The following is a 20,110-nucleotide window of genomic DNA, read 5'->3' as shown; positions in this document are numbered from 1 at the left end:
TTTTTGATCGCGATGATTAAGCGCTTAATCACTGATGAAAGCGCATTAGAACATGGAGCGGAGACAATGGCGAGCATCTCGATGCGGCGCGTGCAGAAAGCCTACGGCGATCACGCGCCGGTCATTCGCGACGTCGATCTGGAGATCGGCGCGCACGAGTTCTGCGTGTTCCTCGGGCCGTCCGGATGCGGCAAGTCGACGTTGCTGCGCATGATCGCCGGGCTCGAGGACCTGAGCGCGGGCGAGCTGTCGATCGACGGCCGCCGCGTCGACGACGTGCCGGCCGCCGAGCGCGGTGTCGCGATGGTGTTCCAGAGCTACGCGCTGTTTCCGCACATGACGGTCTACGAGAACATGGCGTTCGGGCTGAAGCTCGCGCGCGTGCCGAAGGCCGAGATCGACCGGAAAGTGCGTGATGCCGCGCGCATCCTGCAGCTCGACACGCTGCTCGATCGCAAGCCGAAGGCGCTGTCGGGCGGCCAGCGCCAGCGCGTCGCGATCGGCCGCGCGATCGTGCGCGAGCCCGGCGTATTCCTGTTCGACGAACCGCTGTCCAATCTCGACGCGGCGCTGCGCGGCCAGACCCGCATCGAGATCGCGAAGCTGCACCGGCAGTTCGAACGCGCGAGCGTCGTCTACGTGACGCACGACCAGACCGAAGCGATGACGCTCGCCGACAAGATCGTGCTGCTGCACGCCGGCGCCGATACCGCGCAGCACGGCAGCATCGCGCAGGTCGGTGCGCCGCTCGACCTCTACCACCACCCGGCCAGCCGCTTCGTCGCGGGCTTCATCGGTTCGCCGCGCATGAACTTCCTGCCGGCCGTCGTGACCGCCTGCGATGCGCATCGCACGGCCGTCACGCTCGCGCCGTCCGGCGAAACCTTCGTGCTGCCGCGCGACGGCGCGGCGCTCGGTGCGGGCGCCGCCGTGACGCTCGGCATTCGCCCCGAACACCTGACGCTCGGCGCCGCGCACGACGCGACGGCACTCGCCCGCGACGTCGCGCTCGTCGAACGCCTGGGCGAGCAGACCTACGTGCATCTCGACCAGCCCGGCGGCCACTCGCTCATCGCGAAGGTGCCCGGCGACGCACAGGTGCGCAGCGGCGAACGCGTGCTCGTGCATGCGCCGGCCGCGGCCTGCCATCTCTTCACCGAAGACGGCCGCGCGGTGCCCGCGTGCGCCGATGTCCACGTTCACCACTACGCATAAGGATCGGGCATGCGCCTCGGAGTCTGTTACTACCCGGAACACTGGCCGGAAACGATGTGGGCCGACGATGCCCGCCGGATGAAGGCGCTCGGCATCGAGCAGGTGCGGATCGCCGAATTCGCGTGGAGCCGCATCGAGCCGTCGCCGGGCGAATACGACTGGGGCTGGCTCGATCGCGCGGTCGACGTGCTCGGCGCGGCCGGCCTCGAGATCGTGATGTGCACGCCGACCGCCACGCCGCCGAAATGGCTGGTCGATCGTCATCCCGACATCCTCGCGATCGGCGCGGACGGCCGGCCGCGCGCGTTCGGCTCGCGCCGCCACTACGACTTCTCGTCGCCGACCTATCTCGAAGCGTCGCGCCAGATCTGCACGGCGGTCGCCGAGCGCTACGGCCGCCACCCCGCCGTGCGCTACTGGCAGACCGACAACGAGCTGGGTTGCCACCAGACCGTCGTCAGCTACTCGCCGGCCGCGCTCGTGCGCTTCCGTGCGTGGCTGAAGGCGCGCTACGGCACGATCGACGCGCTCAACCGCGCGTGGGGCACCGTGTTCTGGAGCATGGAGTATCGCCACTTCGACGAGGTCGACGCGCCCGTCGGCACCGTGACCGAGGCCCACCCGTCGCATCGCCTCGACTACCGGCGCTTCGCGTCGGACGAAGTCGCGCGCTATCACCGGATGCAGGTCGACGTGATTCGCGCACATTCGCCGGGCCGCCCGGTTGCGCACAATTTCATGCAGCTGTTCACCGAGTTCGACCATTACGAGGTGGCACGCGACCTCGACATCGCGACCTGGGACAGCTATCCGCTCGGCGCGCTCGAGGAGCAATGGTTCGCGCCTCACGTGAAGGCGCGCTGGCTGCGCACCGGCCACCCCGACTTCGCGTCGTTCAATCACGACCTCTATCGCGGCATGTCGAAGCTGCCGTTCTGGGTGATGGAGCAGCAGCCGGGCCCCGTGAACTGGGCGCAGTGGAACCCCGCGCCGCTGCCGGGCATGGTGCGCCTGTGGAGCTGGGAAGCGTTCGCGCACGGCGCCGGCTGCGTATCGTACTTCCGCTGGCGGCAGGCGCCGTTCGCGCAGGAGCAGATGCATGCGGGCCTGCATACACCCGATGACCAGCTCGACGAAGGCGGCCGCGAGGCGCAACGCGTCGCGCGCGAAATCGCGGCCGTGCACGACGCCGGCGCGGACGCGGACGGCGCCGTGCGCGCCCCCGTCGCGCTGGTCTTCGACTACGACGCGAAGTGGCTGTTCGAAGTGCAGCCGCAAGGCGCCGATTTCCATTACCCGCGCTTCGCGTTCGAGTACTACTCGGCGCTGCGCTCGCTCGGCCTCGACGTCGACATCGTGTCCGCGCATGCGCCGCTCGACGGCTACCGCCTCGTCGTCGTGCCGCCGCTGCCGATCGTGCCGGACGATTTCGCCGCGCGGCTCGCGGCCTCGGGCGCGCATGCGGTGTTCGGGCCGCGCACCGGCTCGAAGACCGTCGACCTGCAGATCCCGCCGACGCTGCCGCCCGGCCCGCTCGCGTCGATCCTGCCGGTGCGCGTGTGGCGCGTCGAATCGCTGCGGCCGAACGTGACCGAGCGGATCGACGGCACGCTGCGCGACGGCGCACCGCTCGCGGGCGAGGCACGCCACTGGCGTGACTTCGTCGAGCTTCACGACAACACGCGCAGCGTCGTACGCGCACGCTTTGCCGACGGTCACCCGGCCTGCGTGTCGCACGGCACGCTGCACTACTGGGCCGCGCTGTTCGACGATGCGACCACCGTCCGGCTGTTCGCCGATGTCGCGACCGAAGCGGGCCTCGCGCCGACGCCGCTCGGCGACGGCGTGCGCGTGAGCCGGCGCGGCGGCCTGACCTACGTTTTCAACTATGGCGACACACCGCACACGATCGACGCGGTGCCGCCGTCCGCGTTCGTGCTCGGCACGGCGCAAGTCGGGCCGCAAGACGTGGCCGCGTATCGAAGCCGTTCGTAGCAACCGCCCCCGGCGCCACGATGCGCCGGTGACGTACAACGACACCCAGAACTGGAGACACGTATGACACATCGCCCCCTTCGCGTCGCTGCCCGGCTCGCCACGGCCGCCGCTGTCGCACTGGCATCGCTCGGCATGACGGCGCCCGCCGACGCCGGCACGCTGACGATCAACATCGCGTTCAAGGGCGCGAGCCAGCGCGCGGTCTGGCAGTCGACGCTCGACGCGTTCCGCAAGGCGCATCCCGACATCGATGTGAAGGCCACCTTCGTCGACGAGGAAGCGTACAAGGTGCAGCTCCCCGCGTGGCTCACCACCATCGCGCCGGACGTCGTGAACTGGCACGCGGGCGAGCGGATGGCGTACTACGCGAAACGCGGGCTGTTCGAGGACCTGAGCGGCGACTGGGCGAAGAACGGCTGGGGCGCGATGTACGCGTCGACGCGCGACGCATCGTCGTACAACGGCAAGCAGTACGCGGCGCCGACCGTCTACTACTCGTGGGGGCTGTTCTACCGCAAGGACCTGTTCCACAAGGTCGGCATCGCCGACGAGCTGAAGACCTGGGACCAGTTTCTCGACGCGTGCAAGAAGCTGAAGGCGGCCGGCATCACGCCGATCGCGGTCGGCGGCCGCGACGCATGGACGCTCGCCGGCTGGTTCGACTATCTCGACCTGCGCCTGAACGGCAACGCGTTCCACCAGCAGCTGATGGCCGGCGACGTGCCGTACACCGACCCGCGCGTGAAGAAGGTCTACACGACGTGGAAATCGCTGATCGACGCGGGCTACTTCATCGACAACGCGCTGTCCTACGATCTCGACGGCGCGCAGCCGTTCCTGTTCCAGGGCAAGGCCGCGATGATGCTGATGGGCACGTTCATCGCAGCGGGCTTCCCGCCGAACGTGAAGCAGGAAATGGGCTACTACCGCTTCCCGATCATCGACCCGAAGGTGCCGACCGCCGAGGACGGCCCGGTCGAATCGCTGCATATCCCGACGAAGGCGAAGAACAAGGCCGACGCGCACACCTTCCTCGCGTTCGTCGAAACGCCCGAGATGGGCGCGAAACTCGCGGAAGGGCTCGGCTCGCTGTCGGCCAACAGCAAGTCGCCCGAGCCGGCCGATCCGATCTCGCGCACCGGCTTCCGGATCCTTGCCGACACGAAGGGCGGCGTCGCGCAGTTCTACGACCGCGACATGACGAAGGAAATGGCCGACGAGGGGATGAAGGGCATGCAGCAGTTCCTGGCCAATCCCGCGCAGCTCGATACGGTGCTCGCGCAGCTCGAACAGACCCGCAAGCGCATCTACAAGAAGTGACCGCGTGACCCAACCGGCGGCCCCGCGCCGCCGCGCCCGTTCAGGAGGCTTGCCGTGTCCAGTCCGATCACGTCCACCCCGCCCGCCGGCACCGCGCCGCCGCCGCGCGGGCCATCCGCCACGGTGCTGACCGCGCGCCGCCCGTCACCCGCCGTACGGCGGCAACGGCGCGCCGCGTGGCTCTTTCTCGCGCCGGCCTGCGCGATGGTTGCCGTCTATGTGATCTGGCCGATCCTGTCGACGCTGTGGCTGAGCCTGTACAACTGGGACGGGATGACCGAGCGCACCTTCGTCGGTCTCGCGAACTACGTCGAACTGCTGCATGCGCCGACGTTCTACACCGCGCTGCGCAACAACGTGATCTGGCTCGCGCTGTTCATGCTCGCGCCACCGCTCGGCCTCGCGCTCGCGTTGTACCTGAACCAGGCAGTCAGCGGCATCCGGCTCGTGAAGTCGCTGTTCTTCGCGCCGTTCGTGCTGTCCGGCGTGGTCGTCGGGCTGATCTTCTCGTGGTTCTACGATCCGACCTTCGGGCTGCTCGCGCTGATCGCCGGCCACGGCATCCCGGTGCTCGGCGACGCGCGCTATGCGACGTTCGGCATCGTGTTCGCCGCGCTGTGGCCGCAGACCGCGTACTGCATGATCCTGTACCTCACCGGCCTCACGTCGCTCAACCCGGAACAGATCGAAGCCGCACGGATGGAAGGCGCGCGCGGCTTCGCGCTGCTGTGGCACGTGGTGCTGCCGCAGTTGCGGCCGACCACCTTCATGGCGATCGTCGTCACGGTGATCGGCGCGCTGCGCAGCTTCGACCTGATCTCGGTGATGACGAGCGGCGGCCCGTTCGAGAGCTCGACCGTGCTCGCGTATTACATGTACGACCAGGCGATCAAGTACTACCGGCTCGGCTATTCCGCATCGATTGCGGTCGTGCTGTTCGCGATCATGCTCGTCTACATCGTGTTCCAGTTGCGCCGCCTGCTGCGCAACGAGCAATAACCTGACCGGTGGCCATCATGTTTCCAACTCCCGTTGCTCAATGGAAGCCTGTCTCGCGCAGGCTGTACAAGTTGTCGCTGCCCGTTGCGCTGCTGATCTGGCTGCTGCCGATGATCGCGGTGTTCGTCACGTCGGTGCGCTCGACCGAGGAACTGGTCGAAGGCCACTACTGGGGCTGGCCACGGCACTTCTCGATGATCGAGAACTATCGCGACGCGCTGACGACGTCGCCGATGCTGCATTACTTCTGGAACAGCGTGCAGATCACGGTGCCGTCTGTTGTCGGGTCGATCGCGCTCGCGGCGATGGCCGGATTTGCGCTGGCGACCTACAGGTTTCGCGGGAGTACCGCGCTGTTCGGGACGTTCGTCGCCGGCAACTTCGTGCCGGTGCAGGTGTTGATGATTCCGGTGCGGGACTTGTCGCTCAGGCTGGGTGTGTTCAATACGGTCGAGGCGCTGATCCTGTTTCACGTCGCGTTCCAGACGGGGTTCTGCACGCTGTTTCTGCGCAACTTCATCAAGCAGCTGCCGTTCGAGTTGATCGAGGCCGCGCGGATCGAAGGGGCGGGGGAATGGACGGTGTTCTGGAAGATCGTGCTGCCGTTGATCCGGCCTGCGCTGGCTGCGCTGGCGATTCTCGTTTTTACGTTCGTGTGGAATGACTACTTCTGGGCGCTGTGTCTCACGCAAGGCGATGAAGCCGCGCCGATCACGGCGGGCGTGGCCGCGTTGAAGGGGCAGTGGACGACGTCGTGGAATCTTGTTTCGGCCGGGTCGATTCTGGCCGCGTTGCCGTCAGTCGCGATGTTCTTCGCGATGCAGAAGCATTTTGTGGCGGGGCTGACGTTTGGTGCGACCAAAGGTTGAGCGCACGCGGCCCCGCGTATTCGTATCTCCCCCTCCGCATCGTGAGGTTGCCCGCTTCGGCGGGCTTTTTTTCGACTACGCAACGCCAGGCGAACCGTGCCCAATAGCCAAAATTTAGATTCATCGCGGAAAATCGTGGAGGGTTTGAGAGCGATTGCGTAACCTGACGCCTGACTTTAAGGAGGTCAGGAGGAAGAATTGCTCGATCGCAAGGCGCTTCAGGCACTGGGTTGCTGGACGGGTTATCGGTTGGAGCGTGTGGAATGGCCGGAAGGCGAAGGCCGCACGCTATCGCTGTATCTGAAGCCGGTCAGCAAGGTCATGTACTGCGAGCAATGCGGTGCACGCTGCCAGCAGATCCACGAGACGACGGTTCGCCGAGTGCGTGATCTGCCGCTGTTCGAATACCGGGTGGTGTTGTATGTGCCTCGTCGCCGGGTCTGGTGTGAACGCTGCGGTGGCCCGCGACTGGAGAAGCTTGCATGGCTGGGCCGCTACCAACGAGTGACGGAGCGCTTCGCCAAGGCGTGCGAGAAGCTGCTACAGGCTGCCAGCGTGCAGGCGGTGGCGGCCTTCTACGATCTGGGCTGGCACACGGTCAAAGCGATCGACAAGATGTGCCTACGGGCGCGCGTGGCCGAGCCGGACTGGTCGACGATCCGCTATCTGGCGATGGACGAGTTTGCGCTGCATAAAGGCCACCGCTACGCCACGGTGGTAGTCGATCCGATCGGCCGACAAGTGCTCTGGGTGGGACCTGGACGCTCGCGCGAAACGGCTCGAGCCTTCTTCGAACAGTTGCCCGAAGGCGTTGCCGAGCGCATCGAAGCGGTCGCCATCGACATGACCACGGCCTATGAGCTGGAGATCAAGGAGCACTGCCCGCAAGCGGAAATCGTCTTTGACCTGTACCACGTCGTGGCCAAGTACGGCCGCGAAGTGATCGACCGGGTACGTGTGGATCAGGCCAATCAACTTCGACATGACAAGCCGGCCCGGAAGGTTCTGAAGTCCAGCCGCTGGCTGTTACTGCGCAACCGGCACAATCTGAAGCCAGAACAGGCAGTGCAGTTGAGGGAGTTGCTGGCCGCCAATCAGTCGCTGTTATGCGTCTACGTGCTACGCGACGAGCTCAAACGGCTCTGGTTCTACCGAAAGCCAGCCTGGGCGGACAAGGCTTGGGGGCAATGGTTCGAACAGGCCCAGCAAAGCGGGATTGCCGCCCTGCAAAAGTTCGCCGAGCGCTTGCAGGGCTACTGGCACGGAATCGTGACCCGCTGCCGCCATCCGCTCAATACCAGCGTTGTCGAAGGCATCAACAACACCATCAAGGTCATCAAGCGCAGGGCCTACGGCTATCGCGACGAGGAGTATTTCTTCCTCAAGATCCGCGCCGCGTTCCCCGGAATTCCGCGTTGAACCAAAATTTATCCCCGACACTCAGCAAACAGCGTAAACTCAAACCTATCAAAATGATAGGTGTGCGATTGGGGCAACCATCCAAACGACAGCTTGAGAAGCACATCCGGGTATGTGCGGCCATTTCAGCGAACATCGTGTTCGTCGGCCATGCACGCGACCGGATGCGGCAGCGGAAGATCAACGATCCGATGGTGCTGGAAACGCTGCGCAAGGGCGTCATCGTGAGCGAGCCTGAACCGGACATGCGGGCATCGGGCCTGCGCTGTGTGATGGAGCGGTATGTGTCGGGCGTCAATGTCGGCGTGGCCGTACTCGTGGATCATCCTGCTCCTCACCTCACGGTGATCACCGTGATGGAAGTCACCAAACGCTGAATTGACGCACCAAGGGGCTGATATGTATCACTACACCGACGGTGGCCTGAAGAATGTATGGCTGACGAACGGATATACGCTGCACAAGACACCCTATGGCGACGGTGTGTCCATCAACGATCTGGACGGACTCTGCACCGCAATCTGTCTCGCGCTCGCGAAAAAAGCCGCTCCGCTCACGGGGGTCGAGTTTCGGTATGTGCGCAGCGCCGGCCTGATGCAATCGCAGAGCGGACTGGCCAAGCTGCTCGGCAACAACGAGCAGGCGGTCGCCCGCTGGGAGAAGTCGGGCAAAGTGCCACGCTGGGCCGACAAACTGGTTCGCCTGCTGTACCTCGCACACGCGGACGGCAATGTTCCTATCGCGTCGGCAATCGAGCGCATCAACGCGATCGAGCGTGCAGAAAAACAGCGAATCGTGCTGAAAGAAGCCAAGTCCGGCTGGGCATCCAGGCTCGAAGCGCAGGACGATGCCGACTACACGGCCACCTGACAAAAACCAACGCGCCTAAGTCCACCCTTCGAGCCGCAACGTCGACCGCACCAGCCGCTGCTCCTCCTGCTCGATCTCGCGCAGATACTCGACGCACTGGCGGATATGTTCGCTCGCGGCCTTGCGCGCCTGCTCGGGCAGCCGCCCAGTGACCGCGTTGTAGAGCCGCGCATGCTGGCGGTCGATCTGCTTCTTCAGCGGTTCGCGGTGATAGAGGTTGTTCACCGACGCAAACACCGAACTGAGCAGCAGATCCGTCAGCGACTGCAACGTATTCACGAGCACCGGGTTATGCGACGCCTCGCAGATCGCAAGATGAAACGCATGATCGAGCTTCGCCCGCGCAGCGGGATCGAGATCCTGCGCATCGGCCGCGGTCATTTCCTCATAGCGGCGCCTGATCAGGATGAAATCGGCCGGCGTCCCGCGCAGCGCCGCGAGCCGCGCGGCCTCCGTCTCGAGCATCCCGCGCACCTCGAACAGGTCGTACAGCGTGCGCGGCTGCGAGCCGAGCAGATGCATCATCGGCGTGATCTCGCGCTGCGGGGTCAGGCTCGCGACGAACGAGCCCTTGCCGTGCGTGGTGTCGATGATCCCGCGCGCACGCAGCAGCTTCATCCCTTCACGCACGGCCGTGCGCGACACGCCGAGCTTCTCGGTCAGCCGCCGTTCGGACGGCAATGCCTGCCCGGCCTTCAGCACACCGTCGACGATCAGCTTCTCGATGCGCTCGGCGACGACGTCGGCCACGTTCCGCGCCGGGCCCGCGCGATCCTGCATTTCCATACTGGTATGACCACTTCTAAAGGATATCGGCGATTTTCTCACAAAGCCTTTACAGCGCTGGGCTAACCGGCTGACATCGAAGCGGATTTCCGGTCACCTTCCAAAAACTGGTATGACCACGCATGTCACGTCTGGACACGCATCCGCCATCCGCCAAGAATCCCGTCCATTCGGCGCACCTCCCATCGCGCGGCGCCGCATGAAGGAGACGGAGACACCCGATGAGTTTCACCTACGACGAACGGATCGACGGCCCGCTGGCGACCGTCGGCCGCGACACACTCGTCGCCGCGCTGCACGCGGCGGCGCCCGGCCTCGACGTGCTGCACGAACGCGAGGCGCTCAAGCCGTTCGAATGCGACGGCCTCGCCGCCTATCGCACGGTGCCGCTCGCGGTCGTGCTGCCCGACACGGTCGACGAGGTGCGCGCGGTGCTGCGCGTCGCGGCCGCGCTCGGCGTGCCGGTGGTCGCGCGCGGCGCGGGCACGGGCCTGTCGGGCGGCGCGATGCCGCTCGAAAAAGGCCTCCTGCTCGTCATGGCGAAGTTCAACAGGATTCTCGACATCGACCCCGATGCCGGCATCGCGCGCGTGCAGCCCGGCGTGCGCAACCTCGCGATCTCGCAAGCGGCCGCGCCGTACGGCCTCTACTACGCACCCGATCCGTCGTCGCAGATCGCCTGCTCGATCGGTGGCAACGTCGCCGAGAACGCGGGCGGCGTGCACTGCCTGAAATACGGCCTCACCGTGCACAACATCCTGAAGGTCGAGATCCTGACGATCGACGGCGACACGCTCACGCTCGGCGCCGACGCGCTCGACGCACCCGGCTTCGACCTGCTCGCGTTGTTCACCGGCTCGGAAGGGATGCTCGGCATCGTCACGGAAGTCACCGTGAAGCTGCTGCCGAAGCCGCCGAGCGTGAAGGTGCTGATGGCGAGCTTCGACGACGTCGCTCAAGCCGGCGCGGCGGTCGCGACAATCATCGGCGCGGGGGTGATCCCCGGCGGCCTCGAAATGATGGACAACCTCGCGATCCGCGCGGCGGAGGATTTCATTCACGCGGGCTACCCGGTCGACGCACAGGCGATCCTGCTGTGCGAACTCGACGGCTCGCCGACCGACGTCGACGAAGACGCCGAACGCGTCGCCGCGCTGCTGCGCGACGCGGGTGCAACCGAGATCCGCGTCGCGCGCGACGAAGCCGAGCGCCAGCGCTTCTGGGCCGGCCGCAAGAACGCATTCCCCGCGGTCGGCCGCATGTCGCCCGACTACTACTGCATGGACGGCACGATCCCGCGCCGCGAGCTGCCGCGCGTGCTCGAAGGCATTGCCGCGCTGTCCGCCGAATACGGGCTGCCGGTCGCGAACGTGTTCCACGCGGGCGACGGCAACATGCACCCGCTGATCCTGTTCGATGCGAACCGGCCCGGCGAACTCGACCGCGCGGAAGCGCTCGGCGGAAGGATCCTCGAGCTGTGCGTCGCGGCGGGCGGCAGCATCACCGGCGAGCACGGCGTCGGGCGCGAGAAGATCAACCAGATGTGCGTGCAGTTCAACGCCGACGAGATCACGTTCTTCCACGCGGTGAAGGCCGCATTCGATCCGCAGGGCCTGCTCAATCCCGGCAAGAACATCCCGACGCTGCACCGCTGCGCCGAATTCGGCGCGATGCACGTCCATCACGGCAAGCTGCCGTTTCCCGAACTGGAGCGCTTCTGATGCGACCTGACATCGAATCGATCGACGACAGCGCGGCGCTGGTGGCCCAGGTCGACGCGGCGATCCACGACCGCCAGCCGCTGCACATCCGCGGCGCCGGCACGAAGGCGTTCCTCGGCCGCCCCGTCGAAGGCCGCGCGCTCGACGTGCGCACGCATCGCGGCGTCGTGTCGTACGACCCGACCGAACTCGTCGTCACCGCACGCGCGGGCACGCCGCTCGCCGAACTCGAAGCGATGCTCGACGCGGCCGGCCAGATGCTGCCGTGCGAGCCGCCGTCGTTCGGCGGCGCGGCAACGGTCGGCGGCATGTTCGCAGCGGCGCTGTCGGGCCCGCGCCGCCCGTGGGCCGGCGCGGTGCGCGACTTCGTGCTCGGCTGCCGCGTGATCACCGGCCACGCGAAGCACCTGCGCTTCGGCGGGGAGGTGATGAAGAACGTCGCGGGCTACGACGTGTCGCGATTGCTCGCGGGCAGCTTCGGCTGCCTCGGCGTCGTGACCGAGGTATCGCTGAAGGTGCTGCCGAAGCCGCGTGCGACGTGCGATCTTGCGTTGCCGCTTGCCGTGGACGAAGCCGTGCAGCGCATCGCCGCGTGGCGGCGGGCGGGGCTGCCGCTCGCGGGCGCATGCCACGCGGACGGCGTGCTGCGCGTGCGGATCGAGGGCGGCGAGGGCTCGGTGAAGGCCGCGCGCGACACGATCGGCGGCGAGCGCATGGACGATCGCGACGATGCGTTCTGGGCACGGCTGCGCGACCTCGCGCTGCCGTTCTTCGACGATCCGCGCCCGCTGTGGCGCGTGTCGGCGCCGGCCGCCGCGCCGCTCGACGCATTGCCCGGCGCGCTGCTTGCCGACTGGGGCGGCGCACAGCGCTGGCTGAAGAGCGACGCCGCACCGGCCGACGTGCAGCGGCTCGCCGCGCAATGGGGCGGTCACGCGAGCTGCTTCACGCCGGGCACGACGCGCGAGCCGTTCCAGCCGCTGCCGCCCGCGTTGTTGCGCGTGCACCGGCAGCTCAAGGCGCAGCTCGACCCGCACGCGATTTTCAATCCAGGCCGGCTGTACGCCGACTTCTGACGCGAACCCGATCCCGACCCCGATCCGCCGATGCAAACCAATCTCAGCGAAGCAAGCAAGGCCCTCGCCCGGGCCGACGAAGCGGAAGCGATCCTGCGCGCGTGCGTGCACTGCGGCTTCTGCAATGCGACCTGCCCGACCTACCAGGTACTCGGCAACGAGCTCGACGGGCCGCGCGGGCGCATCTACCTGATCAAGCAGCTGCTCGAAGGCGAGCCGTGCGGCGAGCGCACGCAGCAGCATCTCGACCGCTGCCTGACGTGCCGCAACTGCGAGACGACCTGCCCGTCCGGCGTGCGCTATCACACGCTGCTCGACATCGGCCGCGCGGAAGCCGAGAAGCGCGTGCAGCGGCCCGCGCACGAGCGCCTGCTGCGCGCGGGGCTGCGGCATGTCGTGCCGCGCCCGGCGACGTTCGCCGCGTTGCTGAAGGCCGGCCGCGCGCTGCGCCCGCTGCTGCCCGGCACGCTGCGGGACAAGATCCCGGCGGCCGCGCCAATGGCCGCACCGCGCCCGCCCGTGCGCCACGCACGGCGCGTGCTGATGCTCGAAGGCTGCGTGCAGCCGTCGCTGTCGCCGAATACCAACGCGGCCGCCGCGCGCGTGCTCGACCGGCTCGGCATCGGCGTGAGCCCGGCGCGCGAAGCCGGCTGCTGCGGCGCGACCGAATATCACCTGAACGCGCAAGATGCCGGTCTTGCCCGCGCGCGCCGCAATATCGACGCGTGGTGGCCCGCGATCGAAGCGGGCGCGGAAGCGATCGTGCTGACGGCGAGCGGCTGCGGCGCGTTCGTCAAGGAATACGGCGACCTGCTGCGCTCCGACCCCGTCTATGCGGAAAAGGCGCAACGGGTCAGCGCGCTCGCACGCGATCTCGCCGAGGTCATCGCGGCCGAGCCGCTCGACGCGCTGGCCGGGTCGACGCCACGCCGCATCGCGGTGCACTGCCCGTGCACGCTGCAGCACGCACAGCGCCTCGGCGGCGCGGTCGAGCGCATCCTGACGCGGCTCGGCTTCGATCTGACGAATGTCGCCGACGGCCATCTGTGCTGCGGCTCGGCCGGCACGTATTCGCTGACGCAGCCCGAACTCGCGACGACACTGCGCGACAACCGGCTCGACGCGCTCGAAGCCGCGCGGCCGGACCTGATTGTCACGGCGAACGTCGGCTGCCAGACTCACCTGAACGGCGCGGGCCGTACGCCTGTGCGCCACTGGATCGAGCTCGTCGACAACGCTCTCGTCAACTGACCTGATTCCGGAGGAATGCCATGCAGACGAAACCCGAACTCGAACTCGCCGATGCGGACCGCATGCTCGCCGCCGCCCGCGCGGAAGCGGAACGCCACGGCTGGGCCGTGTCGATCGCCGTCGTCGACGACGGCGGCCACCTGCTCGCGTTCGCGCGGCTGAACGGCGCATCGCCGGCCAGCGCCACCATCGCGCAGGACAAGGCGCGCGCGGCGGCGCTCGGCCGTCGCGAGACGAAGGCGTATGAGGATATGATCAACGGTGGCCGCACCGCGTTTCTCAGCGCGCCGTTGACGGGGTTGCTCGAAGGCGGCGTGCCGGTCACGGTCGGCGGCCGGATCGCGGGCGCGATCGGCGTGTCTGGCGTAAAGTCCGAACAGGACGCGCAGATCGCCCGCGCCGGCACACAAAGCGTCGTGGCATAGGAGAGGGCCTGTTCACGCTAATAACGGGCTTGCGCTGGCTACCAGAAGGGCCGAGCGCAAGGATTGTGACGAAGCGAATACTCGACGTATTCGCAAGGAGCATGACGCAGCGATCGGCCCTTCTGGTGGCCAGCCCCACAAATGATTTTTTCCGATCAGGGGAACGCGCCTTGCCGGCCGCATTGCGGCGTCGCGCGTCGCTTGTTTGGCTCGGCCAAACGGCGCTCCTTGCTCCTTGCACTACGACCGGCAAGGCGCGTTCGCAAGCCCGTTATTAGCGTGAACAGGCCCTCTAGCCGCGCGCGATTTTTTCCCCGGGAGGATTAACGATGATCGACCAAGCAGGACTGCAAGTCGCGCCAGCGCTGAGCCAGTTCATTGAAAACGAAGCGTTGCCGGGCACCGGCATCGACAAGGCCGCGTTCTGGAGCGGTTTCTCGGCCCTGGTGCACGACCTGGCGCCGCGCAACCGCGAGCTGCTCGCGGAACGCGACCGCCTGCAGCAGGAACTCGACACCTGGCACCGTGCGCACCCCGGCCCCGTGCGCGACCACGCCGCGTATCGCGCCTTCCTCGAACACATCGGCTACCTCGTGCCGGTCCCGTCGAACGTCGCGGCAGCCACCGCGAACGTCGACAGCGAGATCGCCACGCAGGCCGGCCCGCAGCTCGTCGTGCCGCTGTCGAACGCGCGCTATGCGCTGAACGCCGCGAATGCCCGCTGGGGCAGCCTGTACGACGCGCTGTACGGCACCGATGCGCTGCCTGAAGACGGCGGCGCCGAGCGCACCGCGACCTACAACCCGACGCGCGGCCAGCGCGTGATCGACTATGCGCGCAACGTGCTCGACAACGCGGCGCCGCTCGCGAGCGGCTCGCACCGCGACGCGCTGCGCTACCGCGTGCAGGACGGCCAGCTCGCCGTCGAAACCGCCAAGGGCATCGTGGGCCTCGCGCAGCCGGCGCAGTTCGTCGGCTACCAGGGCGCGGCCGGCGCGCCGTCCGCGATCCTGCTGAAGCACAACGGCCTGCACCTCGAGATCCAGATCGACGCGTCGACCCCGATCGGCCGCGCCGATCTCGCGAACGTGAAGGACGTCGTGCTCGAAGCCGCGGTCAGCACGATCATCGACTGCGAGGATTCGGTCGCGGCAGTGGACGCCGACGACAAGGTCCAGCTCTACCGCAACTGGCTCGGCCTGATGCAGGGCACGCTGGTCGAGGAAGTCGCGAAGGGCGGCAAGACCTTCACGCGCCGCCTGAACGCCGATCGCGAGTACACCACGCCCGCCGGCGGCACGCTGTCGCTGCACGGCCGCTCGCTGCTGTTCGTGCGCAACGTCGGCCACCTGATGACCAACGGCGCGGTGCTCGACCGCGACGGCAACGAGATTCCGGAAGGGATTCTCGACGGCGTCGTCACGGTGCTGTGCTCGCTGCACGACCTGAAGGCGAAGCGCAACTCGCGCACGGGCTCGATCTACATCGTGAAGCCGAAGATGCACGGCCCGGTCGAAGTCGCGTTCGCCGATACGCTGTTCGCGCGCATCGAGGATCTGTACAACCTGCCGCGCAACACGCTGAAGATGGGCATCATGGACGAGGAGCGCCGCACCAGCGTGAACCTCGCCGCGTGTATCGCCGCGGCCGCCGCCCGCGTGGCGTTCATCAACACCGGCTTCCTCGATCGCACCGGCGACGAGATGCACACCGCGATGGAAGCGGGCCCGATGATCCGCAAGGGCGACATGAAATCGTCCGCGTGGATCCAGTCGTACGAGCGCAACAACGTGCTCGCGGGCCTGTCGGCCGGCCTGCGCGGCCGCGCGCAGATCGGCAAGGGCATGTGGGCGATGCCGGACCTGATGCACGCGATGCTCGAGCAGAAGATCGCGCATCCGCGCGCCGGCGCGAACACCGCATGGGTGCCGTCGCCGACCGCCGCGACGCTGCACGCGCTGCACTACCACCTCGTCGACGTGCAGGCCGTCCAGCAGGAACTCGAGAAGACGCCGTACGCGAGCGAACGCGGCACGCTGCTCGAAGGCCTGCTGACCGTGCCGGTCGTCGAGCGCGCCGAGTGGAGCGAGGCCGAGATCCTGAGCGAGGTCGAGAACAACGCGCAGGGCATCCTCGGCTACGTCGTACGCTGGGTCGAACAGGGCGTCGGCTGCTCGAAGGTGCCCGACATCCATGACGTCGGCCTGATGGAAGACCGCGCGACGCTGCGCATTTCGAGCCAGCACATCGCGAACTGGCTGCGCCACGGCGTGATCACCGAGGCGTTCGTGCTCGACGTGTTCAAGCGGATGGCGCGCGTCGTCGACCAGCAGAACGCCGGCGACCCGAACTATCGCCCGATGGCGCCCGACTACGACCAGTCGACCGCGTTCAAGGCCGCGTGCGCGCTCGCGCTGCAGGGCACGTCACAGCCGAGCGGCTATACCGAGCCGCTGCTGCACCGGTTCCGCCTCGCGTTCAAGGCGCAACAGCACGGCGGTTAAGCGCAGGCGTGCTTCACGAAACGGGCGGCCGCAACGGTCGCCCGTTTTCATTTTCGGGTTCGCCCGGCCGTTGAAACGGATAATCGGCGCATATCGTCCGCCTTCATTTTTCGCGGGCGCGTGCCGCTCACCGGATGAACTCGACGGCCGCATGCCGCGCGCTACGGCCCTTTATGCCGCGCAGCCTTGCGCCACAACGCTCTGCCCGGAATTCGCAAGCCCGGGATTACACGGTAATTTGATCGGGATCAACCGTCCGCAACATTTCTCGCGCGTGCGAACGCGCGCGTTATACTCCGTTGAATTCGCGTTGCCCGATTCATCGGATCGTTGAATCGGCGCAGATGTCACCAGTGAACGTTTGATTTACCGGTATATCTGGCCGTGATTACCGATAATCGGCGTCCATTTTCTGCGCCGGGCGGCAGAAGGCGTCGAAATGGCCGCGTAACGGATCGCCGCCTGCACGTCATACGAACAATCGCATCGGCCCGCCTCCCGGCGGCAATGCCCACCGATCCACGGGACCATGGCAGAAACCGACTACGCAATGCCCAGCGAATCCGGCCTGACGAGCCGTGTCGCCGCTCATCTGCGCCGGTTCCTGCTGCCGCACCTGATCTTCTATACCGGGCTGCTGATCGTGCTGGTCCTGCTGCTCCTGTGCGGGATCGTGCTGTACGAAGGCCGCATCGACGCGCGCGACCGCTCGGCCGCGATGCAGCAGAATCTCGCGCTGATGGCGTCGTGGGACATCGAGCGCAACATCGAGATCTATTCGCTGTCGCTGCAGGCCGTCGTGGAAGGCGAGAACGACCCCGACGTCGTCAAGCTGCCGATGCCGCTGCGCCGCCAGGTGCTGTTCGACCGTGCGACGACCGCCAAGTACCTCGGCGGCATCTATGTGCTCGACGCGAAGGGCGACATCGCGGTCGATGGCAAGAGCGACGTGCCGCGCACGGCCAACTTCGGCAACGAACCGTACTTCACCGTGCACCGCGACCACCCCGACGCCGGCCTGTACGTCAGCCCCCCGTATCATTCGCGGCTGCGCGGCGGCTCGCCGAGCATCGCACTCAGCCGGCGGATCACGAAGCCCGACGGCTCGTTCGGCGGCGTCGCCGTCATGTCGATCCGGCTCGAATATTTCCAGAACCTGTTCTCGCGCCTGTCGCTTGGCGATCGCGGCTCGATCGCGCTGATCAACACCGACGGCAAGATGCTCGCGCGCGAGCCGTACGACCCGAAGATCGTCGGCCGCGACATCAGCCACGCCAGCACGTTCCGGCATTTCATGACCGCCAGCGCAGGCAGCTTCGCCGATACCGCGTCGATCGACGGCGTGCGACGCCTGTACGTGTTCCGGCACCTCGATCACCTGCCGCTCATCGTCATGGTCGCGCGCTCGGAAGCGGACACCTACGCCGCGTGGTACGACCGTGCGATTCCGATCGGCTCCGCGATGGTCGCGCTCGCGATCGGCTTCGTCGGCCTGTCGCTGCTGCTCGACGTGCAGCTGCGCAAGCGCCACCGCGCGGAAACCGAGCTGCAGGCGCTCGCGCGCACCGACGGCCTCACGGGCCTCGACAACCGCCGGATGCTCGACGTCACGCTCGCGCGCGAATGGCGCCGCGCCGCGCGCTCGCAGCATGCGCTGTCGCTGCTGTTCATCGACGTCGATTACTTCAAGCGCTACAACGACACCCAGGGCCACCAGGCCGGCGACGACGCGCTCGCCGCGGTCGGCCGTTGCATCGCCGGCTGCCTGCGCCGCCCGGCCGATTACGCGGCGCGCTACGGCGGCGAGGAGTTCGTCGTGGTGCTGCCCGACATCGACACGGACGGCGCGGTGACGATCGCCGAGACGATCCGTACCAGCGTCCTCGATCTGGGCATCCGGCACGACGCCGGCGCCTCCGGCCGCCTGACGGTGAGCATCGGCGTGACGACCAGCTATCCCGAACGCGACGACGACATGCAGGCCGCGCTGAAGCTCGCCGACGACGCGCTGTATCGCGCGAAGGAAGGCGGGCGCAACCGCATCGTCGTGCACGCGGCCGCTTCCGGCGGCCTCGCGGCGCGGCAGGCCTGAACGGCCGGGATACACGCCACGTAGCCGAGCGAAGGCAGGGCGGCCGCCGGGCCGCCGTCGCCGCCCGTGCACAAAATCGCCGACAATGTCGCCTCGACACACCGCCGCACGCCGCCGCGCGGCTGACGCACCCGGCCGGTCCGCGCCGGTGGGCGGCCGCTTCGCACCACCATGAGACTCAAGGCAAAGATCTTCCTCCTGGCCATCGTGCCGTTCCTGCTCGCGATCGCCGGCATCGGCTTCGGCGTGCGCCAGCAGGCGACGTCCCTCGCGCGCACGCAGCACGCGACGATCCAGGCCGCGTACCTGTCGAGCAAGGAAGTCGAGCTGAAGCACTACGTCGAGCTGGCGACGAGCGCGATCATGCCGCTCTACGACGCGAGCGGCCGCAACGCGCGCGACGACGCGCTGCTGCGCATGCAGGCGCTCGCGATGCTGCAGAAGATGGATTTCGGCCCCGACGGCTATTTCTTCGTGTACGACCTGCACGGCAATTCGCTGATGCATCCGCGCGAGCCCGAGCGGGTCGGCCACAACTACTGGTCGATGCGCGACCCGCAGGGCGCGCTGACGATCCAGAAGCTGATCGGCGCGGCGTCGAGCGGCGGCGGCTACGTGCGCTACGCATGGCAGCGGCCGTCGACGGGCCGCGTCGCGCCGAAGCTCGGCTACGTCGTCGCGCTCGAGCGCTGGGGCTGGATGGTCGGCACCGGCATCTATCTCGACGACGTCGACACTGCGCTGCAGCGCATCGACGCGCGCGCTTCCGCGAACATCGAGCGCACGATGAGCTGGCTCACCGCGATCGCGCTCACCGGCGCGGCGGCGATCGCCGTGTGCGCGCTGGTGCTGAACGTCAGCGAGTCGCGCAGCGCCGACGCGAAGCTCAAGCTGCTCGCGCAGCGTGTGGTCGAATCGCAGGAGCAGGAGCGGGCACGGCTGTCGCGCGAGTTGCATGACGGGATCAGCCAGATGATGGTGTCCGCGAAGCTGATGCTCGAATCCGCGCTCGCACGTTTCGAACGCGGCTCGGCGCGCGTGCCCGAGGCCGAGCAGGCGCTGGCTTCAGGCGTCGGGCGGCTCGGCGACACGCTGCGCGAAGTGCGCCGCATCTCGCATGCGCTGCGTCCGTCCATGCTCGACGACCTCGGCCTCGCAGCCGCGCTCGAACAGCTTGTCCGCGAGCTCGGCGCCGAAAGCGGCATCGACATCGGCTACACGCAGGTTGCGCACAGCGGCGCCCGGCCGCTGCCCGAAGCCGTCAACACCGCGCTGTTCCGGATCGCCCAGGAAGCGCTCAGCAACATCGTGCATCATGCGCAGGCGTCGCGCGCGGCCGTCACGCTCGACGTCGGCGCACAATCCGTCGTGCTGACCATCGCCGACAACGGCTGCGGCTTCGACGCCGAACGCTCGCAGGCCGACGCGCGCCGCGGCATCGGCCTGCGCAACATGCGCGAGCGCCTCGATGCGCTCGGCGGCATGCTGACGATCTCGTCGCAGGTCGGCCACACGATCGTCGCCGCGCGCGTGCCGCTGCCCGGCGCCGCGTCATGACGCGCCCC

Annotated in this window: 16 protein-coding genes; 15 read left to right on the top strand and 1 reads right to left on the bottom strand. The window is 67.5% G+C overall.

The features are described 5' to 3' along the window. Positions 1-66: 66 nt before the first annotated feature. From ACPTTC_RS18590 to ACPTTC_RS18555, 8 genes are all read left to right on the top strand, one after another. Entirely contained in the window at positions 67-1,215 is a 1,149-nt protein-coding gene (locus ACPTTC_RS18590) for an ABC transporter ATP-binding protein (RefSeq protein ID WP_423393414.1), read from the top strand. Between the two features lie 9 nt (positions 1,216-1,224). Further along, positions 1,225-3,210, top strand: a complete 1,986-nt coding sequence (locus tag ACPTTC_RS18585) for a beta-galactosidase (protein WP_423393413.1) — start codon at positions 1,225-1,227, stop codon at positions 3,208-3,210. Between the two features lie 63 nt (positions 3,211-3,273). Further along, positions 3,274-4,533, top strand: a complete 1,260-nt coding sequence (locus tag ACPTTC_RS18580; RefSeq protein WP_423393412.1) for an ABC transporter substrate-binding protein — start codon at positions 3,274-3,276, stop codon at positions 4,531-4,533. 54 nt (positions 4,534-4,587) lie between these two features. Then, positions 4,588-5,532 carry a carbohydrate ABC transporter permease gene (locus ACPTTC_RS18575; protein ID WP_226197205.1) on the top strand — a complete coding sequence of 315 codons (945 nt, stop codon included), beginning with the start codon at positions 4,588-4,590 and terminating at the stop codon, positions 5,530-5,532. A 17-nt stretch (positions 5,533-5,549) separates the two neighbouring features. Next, complete coding sequence (locus ACPTTC_RS18570; protein WP_069261021.1) at positions 5,550-6,401, top strand: carbohydrate ABC transporter permease; 852 nt, start codon at positions 5,550-5,552, stop codon at positions 6,399-6,401. A gap of 198 nt (positions 6,402-6,599) precedes the next feature. Continuing rightward, a complete protein-coding gene (locus ACPTTC_RS18565; RefSeq protein ID WP_423391749.1) occupies positions 6,600-7,820 on the top strand; it encodes an ISL3 family transposase in 1,221 nt (406 codons plus the stop codon). After that, entirely contained in the window at positions 7,817-8,197 is a 381-nt protein-coding gene (locus ACPTTC_RS18560) for a DUF4258 domain-containing protein (protein WP_423393411.1), read from the top strand. The genes ACPTTC_RS18565 and ACPTTC_RS18560 overlap by 4 nt, the downstream gene beginning before the upstream one ends. Before the next feature lie 22 nt (positions 8,198-8,219). Next, on the top strand, positions 8,220-8,690 hold the full coding sequence (locus ACPTTC_RS18555; protein ID WP_423393410.1) for a hypothetical protein: 471 nt from the start codon (positions 8,220-8,222) through the stop codon (positions 8,688-8,690). 15 nt (positions 8,691-8,705) lie between these two features. On the opposite strand, the gene glcC is transcribed toward ACPTTC_RS18555, so the two are convergent. Further along, on the bottom strand, positions 8,706-9,476 hold the full coding sequence (gene glcC / locus ACPTTC_RS18550) for a transcriptional regulator GlcC (RefSeq protein WP_423393409.1): 771 nt from the start codon (positions 9,474-9,476) through the stop codon (positions 8,706-8,708). Positions 9,477-9,697: 221 nt separating this feature from the next. On the opposite strand from glcC, the gene glcD reads away from it, so the two are divergent. The 7 genes from glcD (at position 9,698) to ACPTTC_RS18515 (ending at position 20,102) form a co-directional block, all read left to right on the top strand. Then, a complete protein-coding gene (gene glcD, locus ACPTTC_RS18545) occupies positions 9,698-11,197 on the top strand; it encodes a glycolate oxidase subunit GlcD (protein WP_423393408.1) in 1,500 nt (499 codons plus the stop codon). After that, entirely contained in the window at positions 11,197-12,273 is a 1,077-nt protein-coding gene (gene glcE / locus ACPTTC_RS18540; protein ID WP_423393407.1) for a glycolate oxidase subunit GlcE, read from the top strand. Before glcD ends, glcE begins: the two co-directional genes overlap by 1 nt. Before the next feature lie 30 nt (positions 12,274-12,303). Continuing rightward, the gene (glcF, locus tag ACPTTC_RS18535) at positions 12,304-13,524 is read left to right on the top strand and encodes a glycolate oxidase subunit GlcF (RefSeq protein ID WP_423393406.1); all 1,221 of its coding nucleotides are present in this window, start codon (positions 12,304-12,306) and stop codon (positions 13,522-13,524) included. 20 nt (positions 13,525-13,544) lie between these two features. Continuing rightward, positions 13,545-13,949 (top strand): GlcG/HbpS family heme-binding protein, encoded by a 405-nt coding sequence (locus tag ACPTTC_RS18530; RefSeq protein WP_175965245.1) that lies wholly within the window; start codon positions 13,545-13,547, stop codon positions 13,947-13,949. A 329-nt stretch (positions 13,950-14,278) separates the two neighbouring features. After that, complete coding sequence (locus tag ACPTTC_RS18525; protein WP_423393405.1) at positions 14,279-16,453, top strand: malate synthase G; 2,175 nt, start codon at positions 14,279-14,281, stop codon at positions 16,451-16,453. Positions 16,454-16,982: 529 nt separating this feature from the next. Next, positions 16,983-18,545, top strand: coding sequence for a sensor domain-containing diguanylate cyclase (locus ACPTTC_RS18520; RefSeq protein WP_423393404.1), 1,563 nt, complete (start codon positions 16,983-16,985; stop codon positions 18,543-18,545). A gap of 171 nt (positions 18,546-18,716) precedes the next feature. After that, positions 18,717-20,102, top strand: a complete 1,386-nt coding sequence (locus ACPTTC_RS18515) for a cache domain-containing protein (protein ID WP_175952765.1) — start codon at positions 18,717-18,719, stop codon at positions 20,100-20,102. Positions 20,103-20,110 lie beyond the last annotated feature (8 nt).

Source organism: Burkholderia mycopellens (assembly GCF_964265025.1).
In the GTDB taxonomy this organism is placed as follows: domain Bacteria; phylum Pseudomonadota; class Gammaproteobacteria; order Burkholderiales; family Burkholderiaceae; genus Burkholderia.
The sequence above is the reverse complement of the archived record's forward strand: the minus strand, read 5'-3'. Positions and strand labels throughout refer to the sequence as shown.

Coding starts and splice junctions, on each gene's coding strand:
- ACPTTC_RS18590 (WP_423393414.1), top strand. CDS start 67: ATGGCGAGCATCTCGATGCGGCGCGTGCAGAAAGCCTACGGCGATCAC.
- ACPTTC_RS18515 (WP_175952765.1), top strand. CDS start 18,717: ATGAGACTCAAGGCAAAGATCTTCCTCCTGGCCATCGTGCCGTTCCTG.
- ACPTTC_RS18555 (WP_423393410.1), top strand. CDS start 8,220: ATGTATCACTACACCGACGGTGGCCTGAAGAATGTATGGCTGACGAAC.
- ACPTTC_RS18570 (WP_069261021.1), top strand. CDS start 5,550: ATGTTTCCAACTCCCGTTGCTCAATGGAAGCCTGTCTCGCGCAGGCTG.
- ACPTTC_RS18520 (WP_423393404.1), top strand. CDS start 16,983: ATGGCAGAAACCGACTACGCAATGCCCAGCGAATCCGGCCTGACGAGC.
- glcC (WP_423393409.1), bottom strand. CDS start 9,476: ATGGAAATGCAGGATCGCGCGGGCCCGGCGCGGAACGTGGCCGACGTC.
- glcF (WP_423393406.1), top strand. CDS start 12,304: ATGCAAACCAATCTCAGCGAAGCAAGCAAGGCCCTCGCCCGGGCCGAC.
- ACPTTC_RS18585 (WP_423393413.1), top strand. CDS start 1,225: ATGCGCCTCGGAGTCTGTTACTACCCGGAACACTGGCCGGAAACGATG.
- ACPTTC_RS18580 (WP_423393412.1), top strand. CDS start 3,274: ATGACACATCGCCCCCTTCGCGTCGCTGCCCGGCTCGCCACGGCCGCC.
- ACPTTC_RS18525 (WP_423393405.1), top strand. CDS start 14,279: ATGATCGACCAAGCAGGACTGCAAGTCGCGCCAGCGCTGAGCCAGTTC.
- glcD (WP_423393408.1), top strand. CDS start 9,698: ATGAGTTTCACCTACGACGAACGGATCGACGGCCCGCTGGCGACCGTC.
- glcE (WP_423393407.1), top strand. CDS start 11,197: ATGCGACCTGACATCGAATCGATCGACGACAGCGCGGCGCTGGTGGCC.
- ACPTTC_RS18530 (WP_175965245.1), top strand. CDS start 13,545: ATGCAGACGAAACCCGAACTCGAACTCGCCGATGCGGACCGCATGCTC.